This is a genomic window from Sphaerochaeta pleomorpha str. Grapes (assembly GCF_000236685.1).
In the GTDB taxonomy this organism is placed as follows: Bacteria; Spirochaetota; Spirochaetia; order Sphaerochaetales; family Sphaerochaetaceae; genus Sphaerochaeta; species Sphaerochaeta pleomorpha.
In genome coordinates, this window is sequence record NC_016633.1 from 1,329,675 (window position 1) to 1,346,739 (window position 17,065).

Annotated in this window: 20 protein-coding genes and 1 tRNA gene; 13 read left to right on the forward strand and 8 right to left on the reverse strand. The window is 46.9% G+C overall.

Annotation, left to right across the window (positions count from 1 at the left end):
* Window positions 1-22: 22 nt before the first annotated feature.
* A complete protein-coding gene (locus tag SPIGRAPES_RS06010) occupies window positions 23-643 on the forward strand; it encodes a CpXC domain-containing protein (protein ID WP_014269878.1) in 621 nt (206 codons plus the stop codon).
* On the opposite strand, the gene SPIGRAPES_RS06015 is transcribed toward SPIGRAPES_RS06010, so the two are convergent.
* From SPIGRAPES_RS06015 to SPIGRAPES_RS06030, 4 genes are all read right to left on the reverse strand, one after another.
* Window positions 640-1,665 (reverse strand): 2-hydroxyacid dehydrogenase, encoded by a 1,026-nt coding sequence (locus SPIGRAPES_RS06015; RefSeq protein ID WP_014269879.1) that lies wholly within the window; start codon window positions 1,663-1,665, stop codon window positions 640-642. The genes SPIGRAPES_RS06010 and SPIGRAPES_RS06015 overlap by 4 nt on opposite strands.
* 41 nt (window positions 1,666-1,706) lie before the next feature.
* Window positions 1,707-2,279, reverse strand: a complete 573-nt coding sequence (locus tag SPIGRAPES_RS06020) for a ferritin family protein (RefSeq protein WP_014269880.1) — start codon at window positions 2,277-2,279, stop codon at window positions 1,707-1,709.
* A 133-nt stretch (window positions 2,280-2,412) separates the two neighbouring features.
* Complete coding sequence (locus SPIGRAPES_RS06025; protein WP_245535471.1) at window positions 2,413-3,165, reverse strand: Fic/DOC family protein; 753 nt, start codon at window positions 3,163-3,165, stop codon at window positions 2,413-2,415.
* 246 nt (window positions 3,166-3,411) lie between these two features.
* Window positions 3,412-4,449, reverse strand: a complete 1,038-nt coding sequence (locus SPIGRAPES_RS06030) for a hypothetical protein (protein WP_014269882.1) — start codon at window positions 4,447-4,449, stop codon at window positions 3,412-3,414.
* Window positions 4,450-4,620: 171 nt separating this feature from the next.
* Between SPIGRAPES_RS06030 and SPIGRAPES_RS06035 the strand changes: the two genes are divergently transcribed.
* Window positions 4,621-5,199 carry an LOG family protein gene (locus SPIGRAPES_RS06035; protein ID WP_215904771.1) on the forward strand — a complete coding sequence of 193 codons (579 nt, stop codon included), beginning with the start codon at window positions 4,621-4,623 and terminating at the stop codon, window positions 5,197-5,199.
* Between the two features lie 57 nt (window positions 5,200-5,256).
* Window positions 5,257-6,186, forward strand: coding sequence for a YitT family protein (locus SPIGRAPES_RS06040; RefSeq protein WP_041384482.1), 930 nt, complete (start codon window positions 5,257-5,259; stop codon window positions 6,184-6,186).
* Here the strand turns inward: SPIGRAPES_RS06040 and SPIGRAPES_RS06045 are convergent, their stop codons facing one another.
* Window positions 6,187-7,095 carry a nucleotidyltransferase family protein gene (locus SPIGRAPES_RS06045; protein WP_014269885.1) on the reverse strand — a complete coding sequence of 303 codons (909 nt, stop codon included), beginning with the start codon at window positions 7,093-7,095 and terminating at the stop codon, window positions 6,187-6,189.
* 147 nt (window positions 7,096-7,242) lie between these two features.
* Between SPIGRAPES_RS06045 and SPIGRAPES_RS06050 the strand changes: the two genes are divergently transcribed.
* Window positions 7,243-7,545 (forward strand): hypothetical protein, encoded by a 303-nt coding sequence (locus tag SPIGRAPES_RS06050; protein ID WP_014269886.1) that lies wholly within the window; start codon window positions 7,243-7,245, stop codon window positions 7,543-7,545.
* Here SPIGRAPES_RS06050 and SPIGRAPES_RS06055 read toward each other — a convergent pair.
* Window positions 7,542-8,102 (reverse strand): hypothetical protein, encoded by a 561-nt coding sequence (locus SPIGRAPES_RS06055; RefSeq protein WP_014269887.1) that lies wholly within the window; start codon window positions 8,100-8,102, stop codon window positions 7,542-7,544. The two genes, SPIGRAPES_RS06050 and SPIGRAPES_RS06055, sit on opposite strands and share 4 nt — an antisense overlap.
* 231 nt (window positions 8,103-8,333) lie before the next feature.
* Here SPIGRAPES_RS06055 and SPIGRAPES_RS06060 point away from each other — a divergent pair.
* Window positions 8,334-8,407 (forward strand) — tRNA-Arg (locus SPIGRAPES_RS06060).
* 44 nt (window positions 8,408-8,451) lie between these two features.
* Here the strand turns inward: SPIGRAPES_RS06060 and SPIGRAPES_RS06065 are convergent.
* Window positions 8,452-10,572 (reverse strand): beta-glucosidase, encoded by a 2,121-nt coding sequence (locus SPIGRAPES_RS06065; RefSeq protein ID WP_014269888.1) that lies wholly within the window; start codon window positions 10,570-10,572, stop codon window positions 8,452-8,454.
* Between the two features lie 81 nt (window positions 10,573-10,653).
* On the opposite strand from SPIGRAPES_RS06065, the gene SPIGRAPES_RS06070 reads away from it, so the two are divergent.
* The 6 genes from SPIGRAPES_RS06070 to rpoN all read left to right on the forward strand — a co-directional run bounded on the left by SPIGRAPES_RS06070 (window position 10,654) and on the right by rpoN (window position 15,252).
* Entirely contained in the window at window positions 10,654-11,475 is an 822-nt protein-coding gene (locus tag SPIGRAPES_RS06070; RefSeq protein WP_014269889.1) for a TIGR00282 family metallophosphoesterase, read from the forward strand.
* Window positions 11,468-11,884, forward strand: a complete 417-nt coding sequence (locus SPIGRAPES_RS06075; protein WP_014269890.1) for a SoxR reducing system RseC family protein — start codon at window positions 11,468-11,470, stop codon at window positions 11,882-11,884. Before SPIGRAPES_RS06070 ends, SPIGRAPES_RS06075 begins: the two co-directional genes overlap by 8 nt.
* Before the next feature lie 63 nt (window positions 11,885-11,947).
* Entirely contained in the window at window positions 11,948-12,487 is a 540-nt protein-coding gene (gene lptC / locus SPIGRAPES_RS06080; protein ID WP_014269891.1) for an LPS export ABC transporter periplasmic protein LptC, read from the forward strand.
* Window positions 12,484-13,107 (forward strand): LptA/OstA family protein, encoded by a 624-nt coding sequence (locus SPIGRAPES_RS06085; RefSeq protein ID WP_014269892.1) that lies wholly within the window; start codon window positions 12,484-12,486, stop codon window positions 13,105-13,107. Before lptC ends, SPIGRAPES_RS06085 begins: the two co-directional genes overlap by 4 nt.
* Entirely contained in the window at window positions 13,100-13,846 is a 747-nt protein-coding gene (gene lptB / locus SPIGRAPES_RS06090) for an LPS export ABC transporter ATP-binding protein (RefSeq protein ID WP_014269893.1), read from the forward strand. The genes SPIGRAPES_RS06085 and lptB overlap by 8 nt, the downstream gene beginning before the upstream one ends.
* On the forward strand, window positions 13,846-15,252 hold the full coding sequence (rpoN, locus tag SPIGRAPES_RS06095) for an RNA polymerase factor sigma-54 (RefSeq protein ID WP_014269894.1): 1,407 nt from the start codon (window positions 13,846-13,848) through the stop codon (window positions 15,250-15,252). Before lptB ends, rpoN begins: the two co-directional genes overlap by 1 nt.
* Before the next feature lie 114 nt (window positions 15,253-15,366).
* On the opposite strand, the gene SPIGRAPES_RS06100 is transcribed toward rpoN, so the two are convergent.
* Window positions 15,367-15,687, reverse strand: coding sequence for an HPF/RaiA family ribosome-associated protein (locus SPIGRAPES_RS06100; RefSeq protein WP_245535472.1), 321 nt, complete (start codon window positions 15,685-15,687; stop codon window positions 15,367-15,369).
* Window positions 15,688-15,817: 130 nt separating this feature from the next.
* Here SPIGRAPES_RS06100 and hprK point away from each other — a divergent pair, with 130 nt between their 5' ends.
* Window positions 15,818-16,801, forward strand: coding sequence for an HPr(Ser) kinase/phosphatase (gene hprK, locus SPIGRAPES_RS06105; protein WP_014269896.1), 984 nt, complete (start codon window positions 15,818-15,820; stop codon window positions 16,799-16,801).
* Window positions 16,801-17,064: an HPr family phosphocarrier protein gene (locus tag SPIGRAPES_RS06110; RefSeq protein ID WP_014269897.1), complete on the forward strand. Its 264-nt coding sequence runs from the start codon at window positions 16,801-16,803 to the stop codon at window positions 17,062-17,064. Before hprK ends, SPIGRAPES_RS06110 begins: the two co-directional genes overlap by 1 nt.
* The last annotated feature ends 1 nt before the right edge of the window (window position 17,065 follow it).

Here is a 17,065-nt window from a genome sequence, read left to right on the forward strand (position 1 = left end):
TACTCAAATGGGAACCTATACAATGAAACAGCAATCAGTAACGATATTGTGTCCTTTCTGCAACAAGGAACAGGAAACCAACTTGTACCCTATCATTGATCTGGCTGCAAAACCAACCTTGAAACTGGGAATCCTCACAGGCTCCCTGTTTTCGGCAACCTGTGAATCCTGCCAGGGCCAATTCGAAGTAATGCATGAGGCACTTATACTCAATGGCGAGGCTTTCTATGCCTTTTTGCTTGCCCCGGATTACCAGGGAGCCGAGCTGGACAGAGGTGAAGCATCCCTTGGTGAATTATCAGGGTATCAGCTTCGGCTGGTTTCCACACTTGACACCTTGAAAGAAAAAATCTTGCTGTTTGACAGTGGCCTTGATGACAGGGCAATCGAATTATGTAAACTTTACTTGCTCATGCAGATGCAGGACAAGGATGTCGATATGCTATTTGCAGAGCACCAGGTCTCGCAGGGAAAGCTGATGTTCTCCGTCTTTGACCAGCAAGGGGTACTGCAAGAAAGCATAGAATGCGAGGATGCACTCTATAGCCAGCTTTATGCAAAAGCCCAGTCCTTTTCCCTGGAAGAGCAGGTATTCACCCGCATTGATGTAAACTGGGCCTATGGGAAGATTGCAAACGCCTAGAAACAACGCTGCCCTAAAACCCGTTTACAGGTATCGCAACGATAACAGATTTCATTATCCATAACTAAGCCTTCCCTGAACTGTTTGATATTCTCAAGGGTGGTATTAGCAATGTTATGCAATGCCTCATCGGTCAAGAAAGCCTGATGACTGGTAACCAGGACATTCGGCATCGAAATGAGCAGCATCAAGGTATCATCCTCAAGAATGGTGTTGCTCCGGTCTTCATAGAACAACTCCCCTTCTTCCTCATACACATCCAAGGCAGCTGCTCCGACTTTCTTGTTCCTGATCCCTTCCAGAAGCGCTTCACTGTCAACAAGCCCCCCACGGGAGGTATTGATAATGACTACCCCGTCTTTCATGGTTTCAAGGGCAGCCTTGTCTATAAGATGGTTTGACTCCGGGGTAAGGGGGCAATGGAGACTGATGATATCGGAACGTTTGCAAAGATCCTCAAACGAGCAGTACTCCCCATCGAAATCTGGGTGCGGAAACGGGTCGTAGGCAAGTATGTTCATCTTGAAACCTTTGCAAATATCGCTGAAAACCCTGCCAATCTTCCCGGTTCCGACAATGCCTATTGTCTTGTTGAACAAATCGAATCCGACCAAACCATTGAGACTGAAATTGAACTCACGGGTTCTGACATAGGAATGATGGGTGTGTCTCACCGAACTTAAAAGCAAGGCCATGGCATGTTCTGCAACGGCATAGGGAGAATAGGCAGGGACCCGTACCACATGGACTTTCCCAAAGGCGGCCTTAAAATCTACATTGTTGTAGCCTGCACAGCGCATCGCTATCAGAGGGACTCCATTCTCTGATAAGGCGTTTATAACTGTTTCATCCAGATGATCATTAACAAAGGCACAGACTGCATCGAAGCCTTTTGCAAGGGGAGCCGTATTCTCGTTGAGTTTCGATTCAAAATAATGGATATCAACGTCATAATCCTGTTTAAGCCTATCAAACCAGAATTTGTCGTAACTCTTCGTATCAAAAAAAGCCAATCTCGTCATCTTTGTTTTCCCTGTTTACTATTTCTGCCCTTTTCCAAGCATCAGTGTATAATCTTTGATTGGCCGACAAATACGGCCATTTGATCCTCTGAACCTTCCCTCAGCCGAGTAAAAACATCTTCTATCGGCTCGGGAAGGGGAAAGGTTAGGAAATATACATACATAGCCATGTTTTCCATTTCGTCCTTGACCCCTTGCTCGGCTGCCTCTTTCAGTGTAGAGGGTTTCTCAAAGTGTTCCATTGCCCTGTCAGATGGAGGGGTAAGTGCAAGCTGGGCATATAATTCCTTGAGTTTTTCAATATAAAATCCTTGAAGAGCCAGCAGATCTGAGTATATTTTCTGTTCACCGAATTTTTCGATGATGAAGGCACATTTTGCCTGGGCAAGGTATTCATCCTCTATAGCATACTGCAACATATCGGCAATCGTTATATGGGAATCAATAAGAGCCCCTTTTGCACCATAGCCTTCAGGGGAAAGGATCCTCTGCGCATAGGCAAGCGGCTGGGTTCCTCCAAACACTGGGGTAGCAGAACTCGCAAACACCAGGATCAGAAAGAAGGCAACAAGGAGGTGACATGGATAATATAATGCATGATACATCTTTGGCATACTTGGCACTCCTTTTTCCGAATCGTAGAATATGCCTATAGGATACACCATGATTCCACAGAAAAACAGGAAGCAACCTAGCTAGAGACTAAGAAACCGGAGAAGGAATCCCCGGTTTCTGCTATCCAATGCTTTAACGTATAACTTCTTCAAGGACATCGATCAGCAACTGATAATCACCATCGATGGCAGCGATGTCTGCTTCGAGCAAACGATCGGGGTCAACCATAGACCAATCAAGATCATACCCCGCATTCAAGACCAGCTGATAGAAGAAGAGCCTTGCAGCCCTTCCGTTTCCATCACGGAACGGATGCAGGGCTTCGACTTCACCCATATAGAATGCCAGGTCATTGATGAAATCTTCCCGTTCGAGATCTTTCAGGTACCGGTCTTTCCTCAGTCGGGAAAAGATATCTTCCGATGCCGATTCAATGAATTCAGGATTGCTGAAAACAGTGCGCTTTGCTGCCGTCATCGTACGGATTTGACCACTGGACGGATACAAGTCTCCAAACAGTCTTGCATGGATCGATTTCAAATATTCGAAATCAAATGTGTTTTTCGGATCCTCAGTGAGAATCTCCGCACTCCGAACATTGGCAAACAAGGCTTCGATTTTTCTCAGCTTTGTCCTTTCCTTGATTGAAAAGAAATTTACCAGACATGAAGTATGGGGATAAAAACCCCCTTCATTGGCAGGAGGGATATAGTTGGTATTAAGACCATTGCTATCGATTAATTCCTGAATGTATTCATCAGGAGTAAGATCCCCTTCCAAAATCCTCGTGATTGCACTTTCATCAATATCAGAGAAAACGAATCCTTCCGCTTCATGATTGAACCTGATATAGTCGATGCATGCTTGCATTCGGCCTGATTTCATAAAAAAGCTAACCATCCTTTTGCCTTGCAAGGGCTCATACTCAATGCTGCACTGCCATTGGCTTTGTGCTGATTCCCAATTACCACAGACTCGGGATACACATATCCGTGGTGCGGACAAGAAAGTTCCGCTGTTACCTGTACATATCCCTATGATAGCCATACCCAACTTATCAGGTCAAGGCAATAGCTTTGAAAAAGAGCCCAGATTATACCTGGGCCCCCAAAATCGAAATACATTTTCAAGTTAGAACGAGAACCCCATGAACAAAGCCCCGTTGATTATCTGTGGATTGGTCGTATCGTTGAGAACCCACAAATAACTTCCGCTGAGGCCAAGGGAGAACCAGCTGTTAAGCTTATAGCTGAGGGACATCTTTGCAAATGCCCCATACATATATTTCTGGGAAATCAAATTGTCAGACAAGGAATAGAAGAGGAATCCTCCACCACCCAAGGCAACGTCAACTTTTCCAAGGGCAATGTCAAGTTTTGGCATAACCGATATCGAACCAACCTGGGTCAACGTATTGAAGGTTGTCGAGAAGTCACTGAAAATATTCTTCAGGAACGTAGACCAGCTACCATTAAGGAACGGGTCATAGGAAACTACCATCTCAGCCCCAATACCAAAGCTCTTATTCAAGGTTATCAAATTGTTGAAATCCAAGCCCAGACTTATGACAGGTACATATTGCCCATAAGAACCGATACTATCGCGAGAGTACAAGGCACCTCCCCCGAGCGTGATAGTAGTGCTATACCTATTCTCTTTCATTTCCACAGGAGCAGCTTCTGCAACAACAGCAGTAGCGGCAACAGCCGGCTGAACCTCTGCGGCCTGCACCTCAGAGACAGGTTCCTCAATGACAGGAGCTATTTCTTCAACGACTGCAGGTGCTTGTTCAATAACAGGGACCTCTTCTGCAACAGGGGTGACGACCTCAGCGACAGCTGCAACCTCAACAACAGGTGTCTCAGGCACTTCTTCCAAAATTGGTTCAGAGGAAGACATCGAGCTGGCACTGAAATTCACTCCATCGTATGACTGCTGAAGATACAAAGTATGTGCTACCGACCCATCAACACCTTTGAGGGTAAAGCTTGTAACCGAGGAATCTACGACTATCCAGGCGGAAGCTTCTTCACCATCGACCTGATAGCGGAAGGTGGTAACCATCGGATCTTCGACCATCCATTCCCACGTAACTACAACAGGCATAGCAAATAATGTCGCAGGAATCAATACCACTGCTAACAACATGGCAATAAGTTTTCTGTTCATAAAACAACTCCTAATATTCAATTCTTGGACCACAAGAAACGAAAATTCGTCGGTTCAATGATACACTTACCAAGAAATAATAACAAGCAAAACATCGCTATACAACAAACAACCAGCCGCTTTATAGCCAAAATCCTTGCCCCATTGCACTATTTTCAGTATGCTCAGACCATGAATACGATACGAAATCTCGCTGTTTTCTGCGGAAGCAGCTTAGGACACAACCCAGCATACGGACAACAGGCTAAGAAATTGGCAGAATGCCTCTTTGCCAACAAGATCAGCTTGGTCTATGGTGGCGGCAGTAGGGGCCTCATGGGCGTGGTAGCCGAAACCCTGCATGATTTAGGGGGAAATGTAACCGGAGTGTTGCCAGAAGCCCTGAACAAAAGCAAAGTCCGTGCAAGGCCAGTCGAAACCACCGTGCATATCGTACCTACCATGCATGACAGGAAAGCGATGATGTACAACCTCTCCGATGCATTCGTGGCGTTGCCCGGGGGCATAGGCACCTTAGAAGAGATTTTTGAGATTTTCACCTGGCTTCAGCTAGGATACCATACGAAACCGGTAGCCTTGCTGAATATCAATGGATACTATGACCAGTTGATCACCTTCCTTCACCAGAGCAGCGACGAGGGATTCATCCATGCAGACCATCTCAAGGCACTTATCATCGAAAGCGAACCTGAACAACTGATACTGCGCCTGCAGGATTTTTCCCCTGTGCTCAGTGATAAACTCTCCTGAGCTTAATCAGGCCTCTATCCAGTGGCAAAGAATTGCTTTGCGTTGTATGCTATCCCCATGACAAAAAGGCAATATCAATTCAACGAGTTGTTCTATATCGTAACAGGTTCCTTTCTCACCGCAGTAGGAATAGCCCTCTTTTCTACCCCCGCAAGGATTGCCGGCGGGGGGGTAAGTGGCATAGCAACAATACTCTACCATACCAACGGTTTCGATACCGGTTTATCTATCCTTGTCCTGTCAGTACCCCTCTTTATTATCGGGGTCGCCATATTTGGCAAGCAGTTTGGGATTAAATCACTTTCAGGAACACTCTTGCTTTCGCTGTTCACCTCATTGTTGAACCGTATCTTCGGCTATGGCGGGGTTCTGGACTATTCCAATGTCCTTTCGGTATTGCTCTCTGCGATTTTCGGGGGAGTTGTCATTGGCGTGGGTTGCGGGCTTGTCCTCAAAAGTGGGGCAAACACGGGAGGGACTGATATAGTGGCCCAGATACTTGCCAGGTTCACCCCGCTTTCGATGGGCTCTTCCCTGTTCTTGGTTGACACAGTAATCATTGCTGCAAGCGGATTTGTATTCGGTCTTGAAAGCGCACTCTATGCCACTATCAACCTCTACATTACCGGAGCGGTTATCGATAATGTAGTGCTTTCCTTTGGAACCAGGTCTTCCAAAACCGTTTTCATAATCAGCGAAAAACGAGAAATCATACAGAAAGCTATTTTGGAGCAACTTGGCCATGGAGGAACAATTCTTTCAGGAAGCGGGATGTTTACCGGCTGCGACCGGCCGGTAATCATGACGGTGGTGTCCAACCATAAACTAGGCCAGCTTACCAACATCGTGCACCAAGCCGATAGCAGGGCCTTTATGGTCATCCAAGAGGCCTATCAGGTCCTCGGTGAAGGGTTCTCACCCATCGAGGAGGCTGCCTGGGCTGGCCTTTCGGATGTTACGCAACAGCAAGACAAGAAAAAGAAATAATTACTTCGTCCAGAGTTTTTCAGGATAGTATCCTGCTTCGGTTTTCTTGGAAAGTTCGGAGCGGACCAACTGTCGGTCTTCGCTATACGTCATGCCAAACCACTTTTCCTGGGTGGTATAGAATTTGATCTTGCCTTCGTTGTTCGTTACGATGCGGCTTGCACCGTTGGGAAGGAAACATTCGGTCTTCTCTGTCGTGATGTTATCCTTGATGAACTCTTCCCAGTAGGAGGAGAAGCTGTCAAAGGCAGTGGGGGAAAACCCAAAGAAATTCATGGAAACCCATTCTTTTCCGGTAAGTTCGACATCTTGGTCATCAATATGGCTTATTACCTTCTTTCCTACAAACTCAATCTTGGTATTTTCGCGCATGCTCTTGAGATAGCCATCCTCAACCGTACAGATTGCCCGGGAGACAGAACCGCTCAAGCTCATCGTATGGTCGAGTACATAGCCTACCATTGCATGCTCCCTACTTCCCTCTTCCAGGGAACCAAGGTGCTTTGAAAGGATTGCAAACGCTTCCCTGCCATAATAATCGTCTGCATTGATTACAGCAAAAGGCTCCTTTACCCTATCTTTCGCACAGAGAACCGCATGGATGGTCCCCCACGGTTTCTTGCGGTTTGCAGATAGTCTTTTCTGTTCTTCGGTCAAAAGGGTATCCATGCCCTGGAATACATAGTCGGCATCCATGTTTCGTGCAATACGATCAAACAATCGTTCGCGGAAATCTTTTTCGATATCTTTACGGATAATGAAAACAACCTTTCCAAAACCGCTTTTCATTGCATCATAGACTCCAAAGTCAAGAAGGGTTTCCCCATGGACTCCGACAGAGTCGATTTGTTTGACCCCGCCATAACGACTACCCATCCCAGCTGCCAAAACTACCAATGTAGGTTTCATATAACTCGTTCCCCCTTGCCTTTTTTACAGACAGGTAAGTCTACAACGGCCGTATAGGGGAAGTCAAATAGCATCATCGGCTGACAGATAAGAAAATACATGGAATAATTACCTGTGTTAGGCTATTATAGGCGGGAGGAGACTACGGTGAACAATCTGGAATGGTATTCAAAAATAAAGGAATTCTGCCTTCTTTCACAAACATGCGAACTCTGTCCGTATTTCTGCTTGCAAGAAAACCATGTACAAGGAAATAAAACTGCCCATTGTTTCAAGGACAGGGAAAGCCTGGAAGCATTGAGCGAATGGCTGGCACAGCCCTGCAACGAAACAGAGAGTGTGCAAGGGCAAGAATGCGATAACAACCAGTGGCTCAAAGATCTAATCAACAAACAATTTGAAGAAGATGAGACCGATGAGGACTTTTTCTTGGAAGAGATGCTGCATTAATGGGCCTCTATACTTAGCTGAATGGAAGCTGAGTACCACCCGTTGGCATAATCATCCAGGGAAAAATTGGGAATGTCTGCAATGATTTCCCCGGTTTCATAGGTTATCTCATCATTGGCGGCATAGATTCCCCTGACACCGATTTCCTTATCCATCGAGGTATCGCCAGCGATACTCACTGCACCACTTACACTGGAGGTGACCCTTACCAAAAAAGGAAGGACAGTTTTTTTGCCACCGTTGAAACCCCTTGCATTGTCCAGAAAAAAAGCAAACCGATCACCCATCCCGTCTTCTCCCGGTTTTATATACATGTGGAATAAAGCCATGTTATTGTTCGACAGAAGGGTGTAGGTCCCGACGACCAACTGGGTATTCCGGCTCTCTGCAAGGTTGAAATTCAGGGCATCAGGATTCTGGACTACGGTAAAACTCTCCGAGACGGGGACCACTCCCTGCACATTGATGTCTGTAACCGTAAGCGTACGGGCTCCCAGTACAGAAAACGATAGATATAGTATAATGAGGGTTAAAACCATTTTTCTCTGAACTCTCATGTATTTCTCCTATGGATGCAGAGCTTATAGCATACACCCAGAGTGTAATAATCGGGAAAACAAGTGTCAAGAGTTTCTTCTTTATATTACTATCCTTATAACACAAAACACCTAAAGCTATTTCAAATTATTATATAAAAAGAATTAACCCATTTTTATCAGATGACATAGGAAGCGCATTCTTTTTCACTTGACACGAGCTATCGCTTAGCCGTACCATTAAGCGATTTTGGGCCCGTAGCTCAGCTGGATAGAGCGTCTCCCTCCGGAGGAGAAGGCCGCGCGTTCGAATCGCACCGGGCTCAACCAAGCAAGGAATCCTTTGACAGGTTCCTTGCTTTTTTTTTGCTCATACAATGGCTTGCAAGCGAATATCGCGGCTACTCGAACCAATGCGCAAGGAAAAACTCCCGTTCCCCCTGACGAATTTCCACGCGTTGCTATCATAGTGACAGAAAGCATCTGCAGGGAGGAAAAGCTTCACCTCAGCAGAAGCTCCTGCACCAAGGAATACCTTTTCGAACTGCTTCAGTTCCTGCCGGGGTCGAAACACAGCAGGAAGCTCCTCATGGATATAGACCTGTACGGTTTCCTTTCCATCCACCTTACCCGTATTTGTAATAGTAAACGAAAGGGAAACAGAACCGTCCTGGTGTTTCTCCAGCTGTAGATTAGCATAGGAGAATGTACTGTAGGACAATCCATGACCGAACGGAAAAGCCACTTCGATTCCTTCGGTATCGAACAACCGATACCCAACCATGAGGTTTTCACGATACTCCATATCCCAAACAAAGCGCTTGTTTGGATTTCCCTGCCCTCCCTGGATCCTTCTGATACGAACCGAATCAAAATCATGCGGATAATTGGAAACCGAACGGTAATTTGAAAAATCCTTTGCCATGCTAAAGGGAAGCTTGCCACAGGGATTGCAGCGCCCAAACAGGATATCAGCAAGGGCCGGTGCAGTACTGGAACCAAGATAAAAGGCATACAAAACCGATTTTGCACAGGTAATCCACGAAGTAGTCTCCAGATCACCACCGCCATGGAGGATGACGATAAGGTTAGCATTCACGGAAGCGATACGATGCATCTCATCCGCTTCACCCGAGGGGAGTTGCCACCGCCTGTCATAGGATTCGCTTTCATAGAAGTGGTCGAATCCAGTGGAGAATATGATTGCGTCGCAGTTTTTCACCTTTTCCCGGTACGCTTTCTTCCTCCACCATCGTGCAGGCAACAGGACAACCTCCACGCCCTCTTTGAGCATTTGATCGGCAAGATTATCAGGTTGCTGTTGCAGCTGAACCATGGAGGATCCTCCTCCTGCAGGGATTTGAAAGGCATTGCGACCTCCGACGCAGACAACAAGGCCCTTTTTTTTCTGCAAGGGAAGCAAAGATCCTGTATTTTTAAGCAGGACAACCGATTCACTTGCAAGATGCTTTGCCAGGGCAAAATGCTCTGCTGTCCCCACATTATCCCCAGGGACTACCGGCTGTCGATTGAAAAGCCCAGCTTTTTCATAGGAGGTAAAAATATGGAGCAGTTTTGCATCGATATCGGCCATTGAGACCTTACCTGCAGCAATTTCCTTTTTCAGTTTTTTTGGGTCGAACCATTTCGGGCCTGGCATTTCCAGATCGACACCGTTGCAGGCAGCCCCGACTGTCGAATACAGGGAATTCCAGTCAGAGATTACCATTCCGTCATAGCCCCATTCATGGCGAAGGATTTCCCCAAGGAGGTAGGGATGCTCACTGCAATAGGTTCCGTTCACAGGGTTATAACTGGTCATCAAACCCAAGACACCTGCTTCAACGGCTTTCTTGAAAGGGGGAAGATAGATTTCCCTGAGCGTCCTTTCATCTACGACTGAATTGCATTTATGCCTGTCATATTCGCTGTTGTTGCAGGCAAAATGCTTTACGGTTGCAATGACCCCCTGGGACTGGACACCTTGGATATAGCTGGAGGCAACCTCACCTGTAAGGTAGGGGTCTTCCCCGCAATATTCAAAATTTCTCCCGCAGGTAGGTAATCGCGCGATATTTACACCAGGACCCAGGAGGACCCCTATTCCCAAAGATTTGCACTCTTGGGCAAGTACTTTTCCAACTTCTCTCAGCAAAGCCCTATCAAAAGAGGCAGCCATTGCAATGGTCGCAGGAAAATCTGTCACGTTCGTTTTCCACCCTCTCAGGGCCATGGTTGCATCGCTTGTCCAGACAGGTTTCACCCCAAGCCGCGGAATTCCACGGATACAGAACTCATCAACGCCGCTTATCAGGTTCAGTTTTTCATCCTCAGTCATTTCTGCAAGGATTCTCTGGGGCAACGGTACAGAAGGTCCAGGTTTCAATACAAGGGACATAGGTTCTGTATCGGTAGGGATATCCCGGGGAGAAAGCATGGCAATCATCTTTTTCTGAACCAGTTTCTGTAAAATTCTGTCAAACCAATGCATGCCAGGCTCCTTCAGGATTGTCTTTATATTATATCACGGGAACACTTGCCTCTCCATGGAAAAAATCGTTACTCTAGTACTATGAGCATACGAGTTCTTTTCCTTGGTGAAATTGTCGGGAAACCTGGCATCGCAACCGTTAAAAGTGCGCTGAGAAAATTGCGCGAAGACAAAAAGATTGACCTGGTCATTGCAAATGGCGAAGGAGCCACCGGAGGTTTTGGCCTCGGGCGCGCCCATTCCATGCAGCTTTTCAAGCTGGGCATTGACATCCTTACCGGCGGGGAAAAGATCTATTATAAAAAAGACATGGTGGAATTCATTGCCAAGAATCCCAATATACTGAGGCCAGCCAACTACCCCCAGCAAAATCCGGGACGGGGCGTAAAATACCTCACGGTGAATGAACAGAAAGTCTGTGTCATCAATCTTTTGGGGAACGCAGACTTTCCGAGAACCCATCTCGGCAACTCCTTCGCCCTGGCCCAGATGCTGGTGGACAAGGCAAGGGAAGACAACCAGATTGTCCTGATTCAATACCATGCCTCCACTACAGCAGAAAAAAGCACCATGGGCTATATGCTCGACGGCAAAGCCTCAGCGGTCATCGGTACCCATACGAAGATTTTGAGCGGGGATGCCAGGATACTCAAACACCATACGGCCTTTATTACCGATAACGGCCGGTGTGGCAGCCAGACGAGTGTCGGGGGATTTTCCAGCAGCACGGAGATTAACAAGTTCATCACCCAGATCCCTGTCCGTTCAAACGAATGCTGGGATGATTTGGAACTTGTAGGGGTTCTCGTTGACGTCGAGAACGATGGAAAGGCCACAGCCATCGAAACAGTCAGGGTTCAGGTGGAATCACCGGCACAACAAGAGGAAAACGAACATGTATGAAACGGTAACCGTTACCAAAGTCATCAATAAAGAAACCATTCAGGTTGCTTGTGCAAGCAGCGCCTGCAATGGTTGCAAGGGAGAGACCTTCTGCAACAAGAAAGGAAAGGATTTTGAGGCTAACAACAGAAAAGCCTTAGCCCTGGAACCGGGAATGCAGGTTGAACTGTTCCTCAAACCTTCCAGAACTATCGCGGGAACCCTGATTACCCTGATATTCCCCCTGATGTTGTTCCCCATCGGCTATTATATCGCTTCGGCATTGAGCAACTCAGAAATAGTGGGAATGTTTTCAGGATTGGCCGGGATAGGAATCGGTTTTCTCGCTGCCTGGGCATACTTCAGGGCAAAAAGACACCAGTACCTCCCCCAAGTCGACCATATCGTAGAGGAAGACGGAGAACAATAAGCCTTTTTACCAGGACAAATGTATGATTGCCCAATAGTGAAATGAAGTGGTATACTCAAATCTATGGTTAACCGAAGCATTCTTGGCATGGTTCTTGCGCTCCTTTTTCTAGTTTCCTGCTCAGCCGAGCAAGGAACTACAGCGTACGGGCAAATTGATGCAAAAGCGGATATCCAGCTCTCCAATGCAACATACATCCTGGGAAGGGCTAAAGAGTCCCCCATTACCATACAGGCGGCCTCCATTTCGATTTACCTGAAAACGGACCAGGCCTTGCTTGAGGGTATCACCTTCGAGCAAAAAGACAGCCAGGGGTCGGTGGACTTGACCGGTTCGGCCCAACGGGCAACTGTGAATACTAAAACCTATGATGCCCAGCTCCAGGGAGATATCAAGATCAGTAAAGTCGGGGAAGATTTTTCCATCGAGGCAGAGAACCTGGTATGGGAAAATGAAAGCCAGATTCTTAAAAGCGACATAGATTCTGCTGTTTTTATTTCCTTCGACAAAGGGAATTCCCTCTCAGGTAACGGTTTTACAGGAAACCTCAAGGAAGGGACCTACGAGTTCTCCTCCATAGAAGAAGGAGTTCTCAGGCAATGAAAAAATTCACCTTCCTGCTGACGATGTTAGTTCTCTCTGCCCTCCCGCTTTTCTGCGAGGATATCTCATTTTCCGGCGGGTATACCCGTATGAACATGCAAGAGGGAAAAGAGGTTATAACCCTGGGTAACAAGGCTTTGGTTACCGTAGGTTCCCTCACCCTCAAAGCCGACTCCATAGAGCTTTCAGGTGACAATTTCAAGTACGTCAATTGTACGGGCTCTGTTTCCGTAGAGGACCCAGAACGGGGGTTTTCCCTTGTTTCCAAGAACCTCTACTACGACCGCACAAAAAAATTAATCATTGTGAACAGCTGGGTCGAACTGCAAGATACCACCAACGAAGTTTCGGCCTCCGGGGCATGGCTTGAATTCGACATGGAAAACGGAACGATACGCATGCAGATCCATGTCAGGCTTTTCAACAATACCGATGATGGCCCTATGGTCTGTAAGGCAGAAACCGTAGAGTTCGACAGGTCCGGACAGACTCTGAGGCTTTTAGGCGATGCAACCATCGAATGGAAAGAAGATACCTACCAGGCCCAGGTAATCAGCGTTGACTTGGAAACCAAAGAAATCAAGATGGATGGTTCCATCAGGGGAACGGTCCATGGCTGATACGTATAAAAGCATCCTTGAAATTCAGCACCTTGCAAAATCCTATGGGAAAAAAGAGGTTGTCAAAGATATTTCCTTCTCCATGGAGGCTGGACAGATCATCGGTCTGCTCGGACCCAACGGGGCGGGAAAAACAACAACGTTCTTTATGATCGTCGGGTTTTTGAAATCCAAGAGGGGTAAGATTCTCCTTAACGGAGAGGATGTAACCGACCTGCCTATGTTCCTCCGTTCACAAAAGGGGCTTTCCTATCTCCCCCAGGAACCTTCCATCTTCAGAAAGCTCTCGGTAGAGGAAAACATCCGCCTTGTCGTGGAAACCCGTAAGGACCTTACCAAAGCCGAACAGGATCTACGCATTGAACAGCTGCTTGATGAGTTTGGAATCGAAGGTCTGAGAAAACAGAAAGGCTATACGCTCAGCGGCGGGGAAAGACGGAGAACAGAGATTGCCAGAGCCTTGGGCTGCAACCCCCGCTTCCTGCTTCTGGACGAACCGTTTGCCGGGATTGACCCGAAAGCTGTCTATGAAATAAAGCTGTTGATCAAAGCTCTGGCTGACAAGGGCATCGGAATCCTCCTCACCGACCATAATGTACGTGACACCCTTTCCATTACCTCCTGTGCACATATTATCAATGACGGTGCCATCCTCGTTTCCGGGGGAAGGCAGGAGCTCCTTGCAAACAAGATAGCCAGGGATATATATTTTGGTGAAGATTTTGGAGATGATTTCTGATGAATATATCCAACTCCCTATCCCTTGCCCAGAAACAACAGCTGAAACTCAGTCCCCAGCTTTTACAATCCTTTGAGTTGATGGCCCTTCCCTTGGCCGAACTCCAAGCACGGATTAAGGCGGAGATTGAGGCAAACCCAGCCCTTGAGCTTCCTGGCATGGGTGAAATTTCCTATGAGAACTATGCAGAGAATGCAAGGGTACGCGAGCAAAAAGGCCAGGACGATACCTATTCCGATTCCTCCAGTTATGGAAGCGATGAGGGGGGAAGTTATGATTTTGAAGCTTCGGATAGGCAACAGAAATTCATGGAAAATGCTCTCAGTACAGAAGAAACACTACAAGAACATCTTTTGAGCCAACTCGGATGTGAACAGTTGACTGACCAGGAATATGAGGTAGGGCTTGTCTTCATTACCAATTTCGATGCCAACGGTTTTTTCACACAGGATCCACAATCCCTACTGAAAACCGAACAATTGCCCTATAGTGAAAAAGTCTTGGATGTAATCCAGCGCTTCGAGCCTTTAGGGGTCGGGGCCAGAAACTGGAGGGAATCGTTGATCCTTCAGGCAAAAGCAAAGAAAATCACTGGAAACGACCTTGCAATCCTAACCAGCCTGGTCAACGACAAATTGGAACTGATGAGGGCAAACAAACAACAATTGGTTGCCAAACAACTGGGGATTGAGCTAGAGGAACTGGAGAGCATCTATTCGTTTCTCAAGACGTTGACGCCCTACCCGGGGCAGTCCTTCGCCAACGGACCCGAGGCTTTTGTCATTCCGGACCTCTCCATTCATCAGGTTGAAGGGAATCTGGTGATGAAAATGAATAACTCATCCCTTCCAGACCTTACCATCAATGCCGAATTCGAATCATTGGCCCAAGATCTTGGAAACAGCAGGGAAGCCAAGGAAACCCAATCGTATATCCAACACCATATCAAAAGTGCCAACGATTTGATTTTCCAAGTCCGTATCAGAAACCAGACGCTCTACAGGGTCGGGGAAATCCTGATGGATTACCAACGGGAATTCTTTTACAATGGACCGCAATATCTGAGGCCTTTGACCCAGAAAACAGTTGCTGACATCCTGGGAGTCCACGAGACTACCATCAGCCGGATATCCACGGCAAAATATATCGATACCGACTGGGGTATCATCGCCGTGAAAAAGCTATTCAGCAATGCAGTAGGCGATGAGGGTGAAGAGATTTCCAAAAATGCCGCAAAGGAAACTATCAGGCAGATTATCCAGGAGCACCAGGGCACGAAGGCCCTTTCAGACCAGAAAATCTCTGACCTGCTCAAGGAACGGGGAATATCAGTTGCAAGGCGAACCGTTGCCAAATACCGGAATGAGTTGAACATCGACCCTTCGTTTATCCGGGGGACAAACTAGAAAGAACTACTGGCAATGAACGTTTTTGATGGGTCTTTGAGCTGACTACACACTATTCACTATTAATGAAGAAGGGGTGCTTTCGCACCCCCGTTCTCATATTACAAATACAAATCAATGTTCTTTAATCTTCCCTTTCTCCTTTCGGGCAGTGGCTTCGATCTTATCCGCGATCAACTCGATTCCTTCAAACAATTCATAGCAATCGTAGCTGACCATCTTGATTGTCCCCCATGAAAAATGGAGCTTCGCATCCAAATGATACCCTTGGCCCAAAGGTTCCCTGGTGATTACAATATCCAAATCATGCAGATAATCCTCCGCGAAATGCAGTTTTTCCAATTTCTTGTCTAAAAATGCACGGGTCTCGTCACTAGGGTTGTAACGGATGCCTCTGACTGTCAAATTCATAAGCCCTCCTTTGACTATGGTCATATATAAAAGATAAGGCGTGAAACAGGATACGTCAATGGCCATTTGCATTTCGAAAGAGGGTTGCCGAACGACAGTAACAATTGTATAGTAAATCGTAAGATTCGGTATACTTTTTGAAGAGGAGCCAGTGATGTCAGATTTTACCGTCCTTGACCTTTTAGACTTGGACCTAAAGGAACACAACCACCTCAGCCTGAGCTGTATCGGGGGCAGGGCCGGACTTTCCAGAAAGATTACGACCAGTAAAATAAGCCGTCCCGGATTACCTCTCAGCGGGTTCTTTGATGAATTCAGTAATAATAGCATCCAGGTGTTCGGCCGTGGAGAACAGGTATATATATCCAAACTGGAACGCGAGAAAAACCTTTCAAGTCTGGAGAAACTCTTCAGCTATGACATTCCCTGCTGCGTATTCTGTGATGACGGAACCCCCAGTGACAGCCTGCTTGCCCTTGCCGAACAATCAGGGACTGCGGTTTTATCAACACCTTTGATTTCTTCCGATTTCTCAAGGAGGCTCTACCAGACCCTCGATGAGGTTTTTGCGCCGACGCAGACAATCCATGGCGTTTTGGTCGAAGTCTATGGAATCGGGGTACTCATCACCGGGGAAAGCGGAGTCGGGAAAAGTGAGACAGCCCTGGAATTGATTGAACGCGGACACCGGCTGATCAGTGACGATACCGTACGATTGAGAAATATCAGCGACAACTATCTTATCGGCATGGGTGAAAACCCGTTGCTTGCCCACCACATGGAAATCAGGGGACTGGGGATTATCAACCTCGCCAACCTTTTCGGGGTAGGTGCAATCCGGGATCGGAAACAGGTACAACTGTCCGTACACCTCGAGGAATGGGAAGCTGACAAGAACTATGACCGGGTCGGTGAAAGCAGCTTGAATGATACGTACCTTGGAATTTCCATCCCCATGGTGGTCATCCCGGTAAAGCCGGGAAGAAACATCCCTGTCATTATCGAAACCGCAGCCCGTAATGAAAGGCTGAAAAAATTAGGCTACTACTCTGCCAAGGAATTTGACCAAAGTGTACTCAAATGGCTGGAAAGTGAGTCTGCAAGAAAAATGTACTACATCAACGAGGAGACACTTTGATGGTTAATAGAGAACTTACCGTCTGCAACAGGGCCGGCATCCATGCCAGGCCGGCAGCAAATATTGTGAAATTGGCAAATAAATTCAAAAGCGAATTATTCCTAGAGAAAGAAACTATGAAAATCAACGGCAAATCCATCATGGGTATCATCACCCTCGGGGCTACCTACCAGAGTAAAATCAATATGATCTGCGAAGGCCCCGACGAACAGGAAATGGCCGACGCTATCCAGAATCTTTTTAAGAACAGGTTCGAGGAGTAAG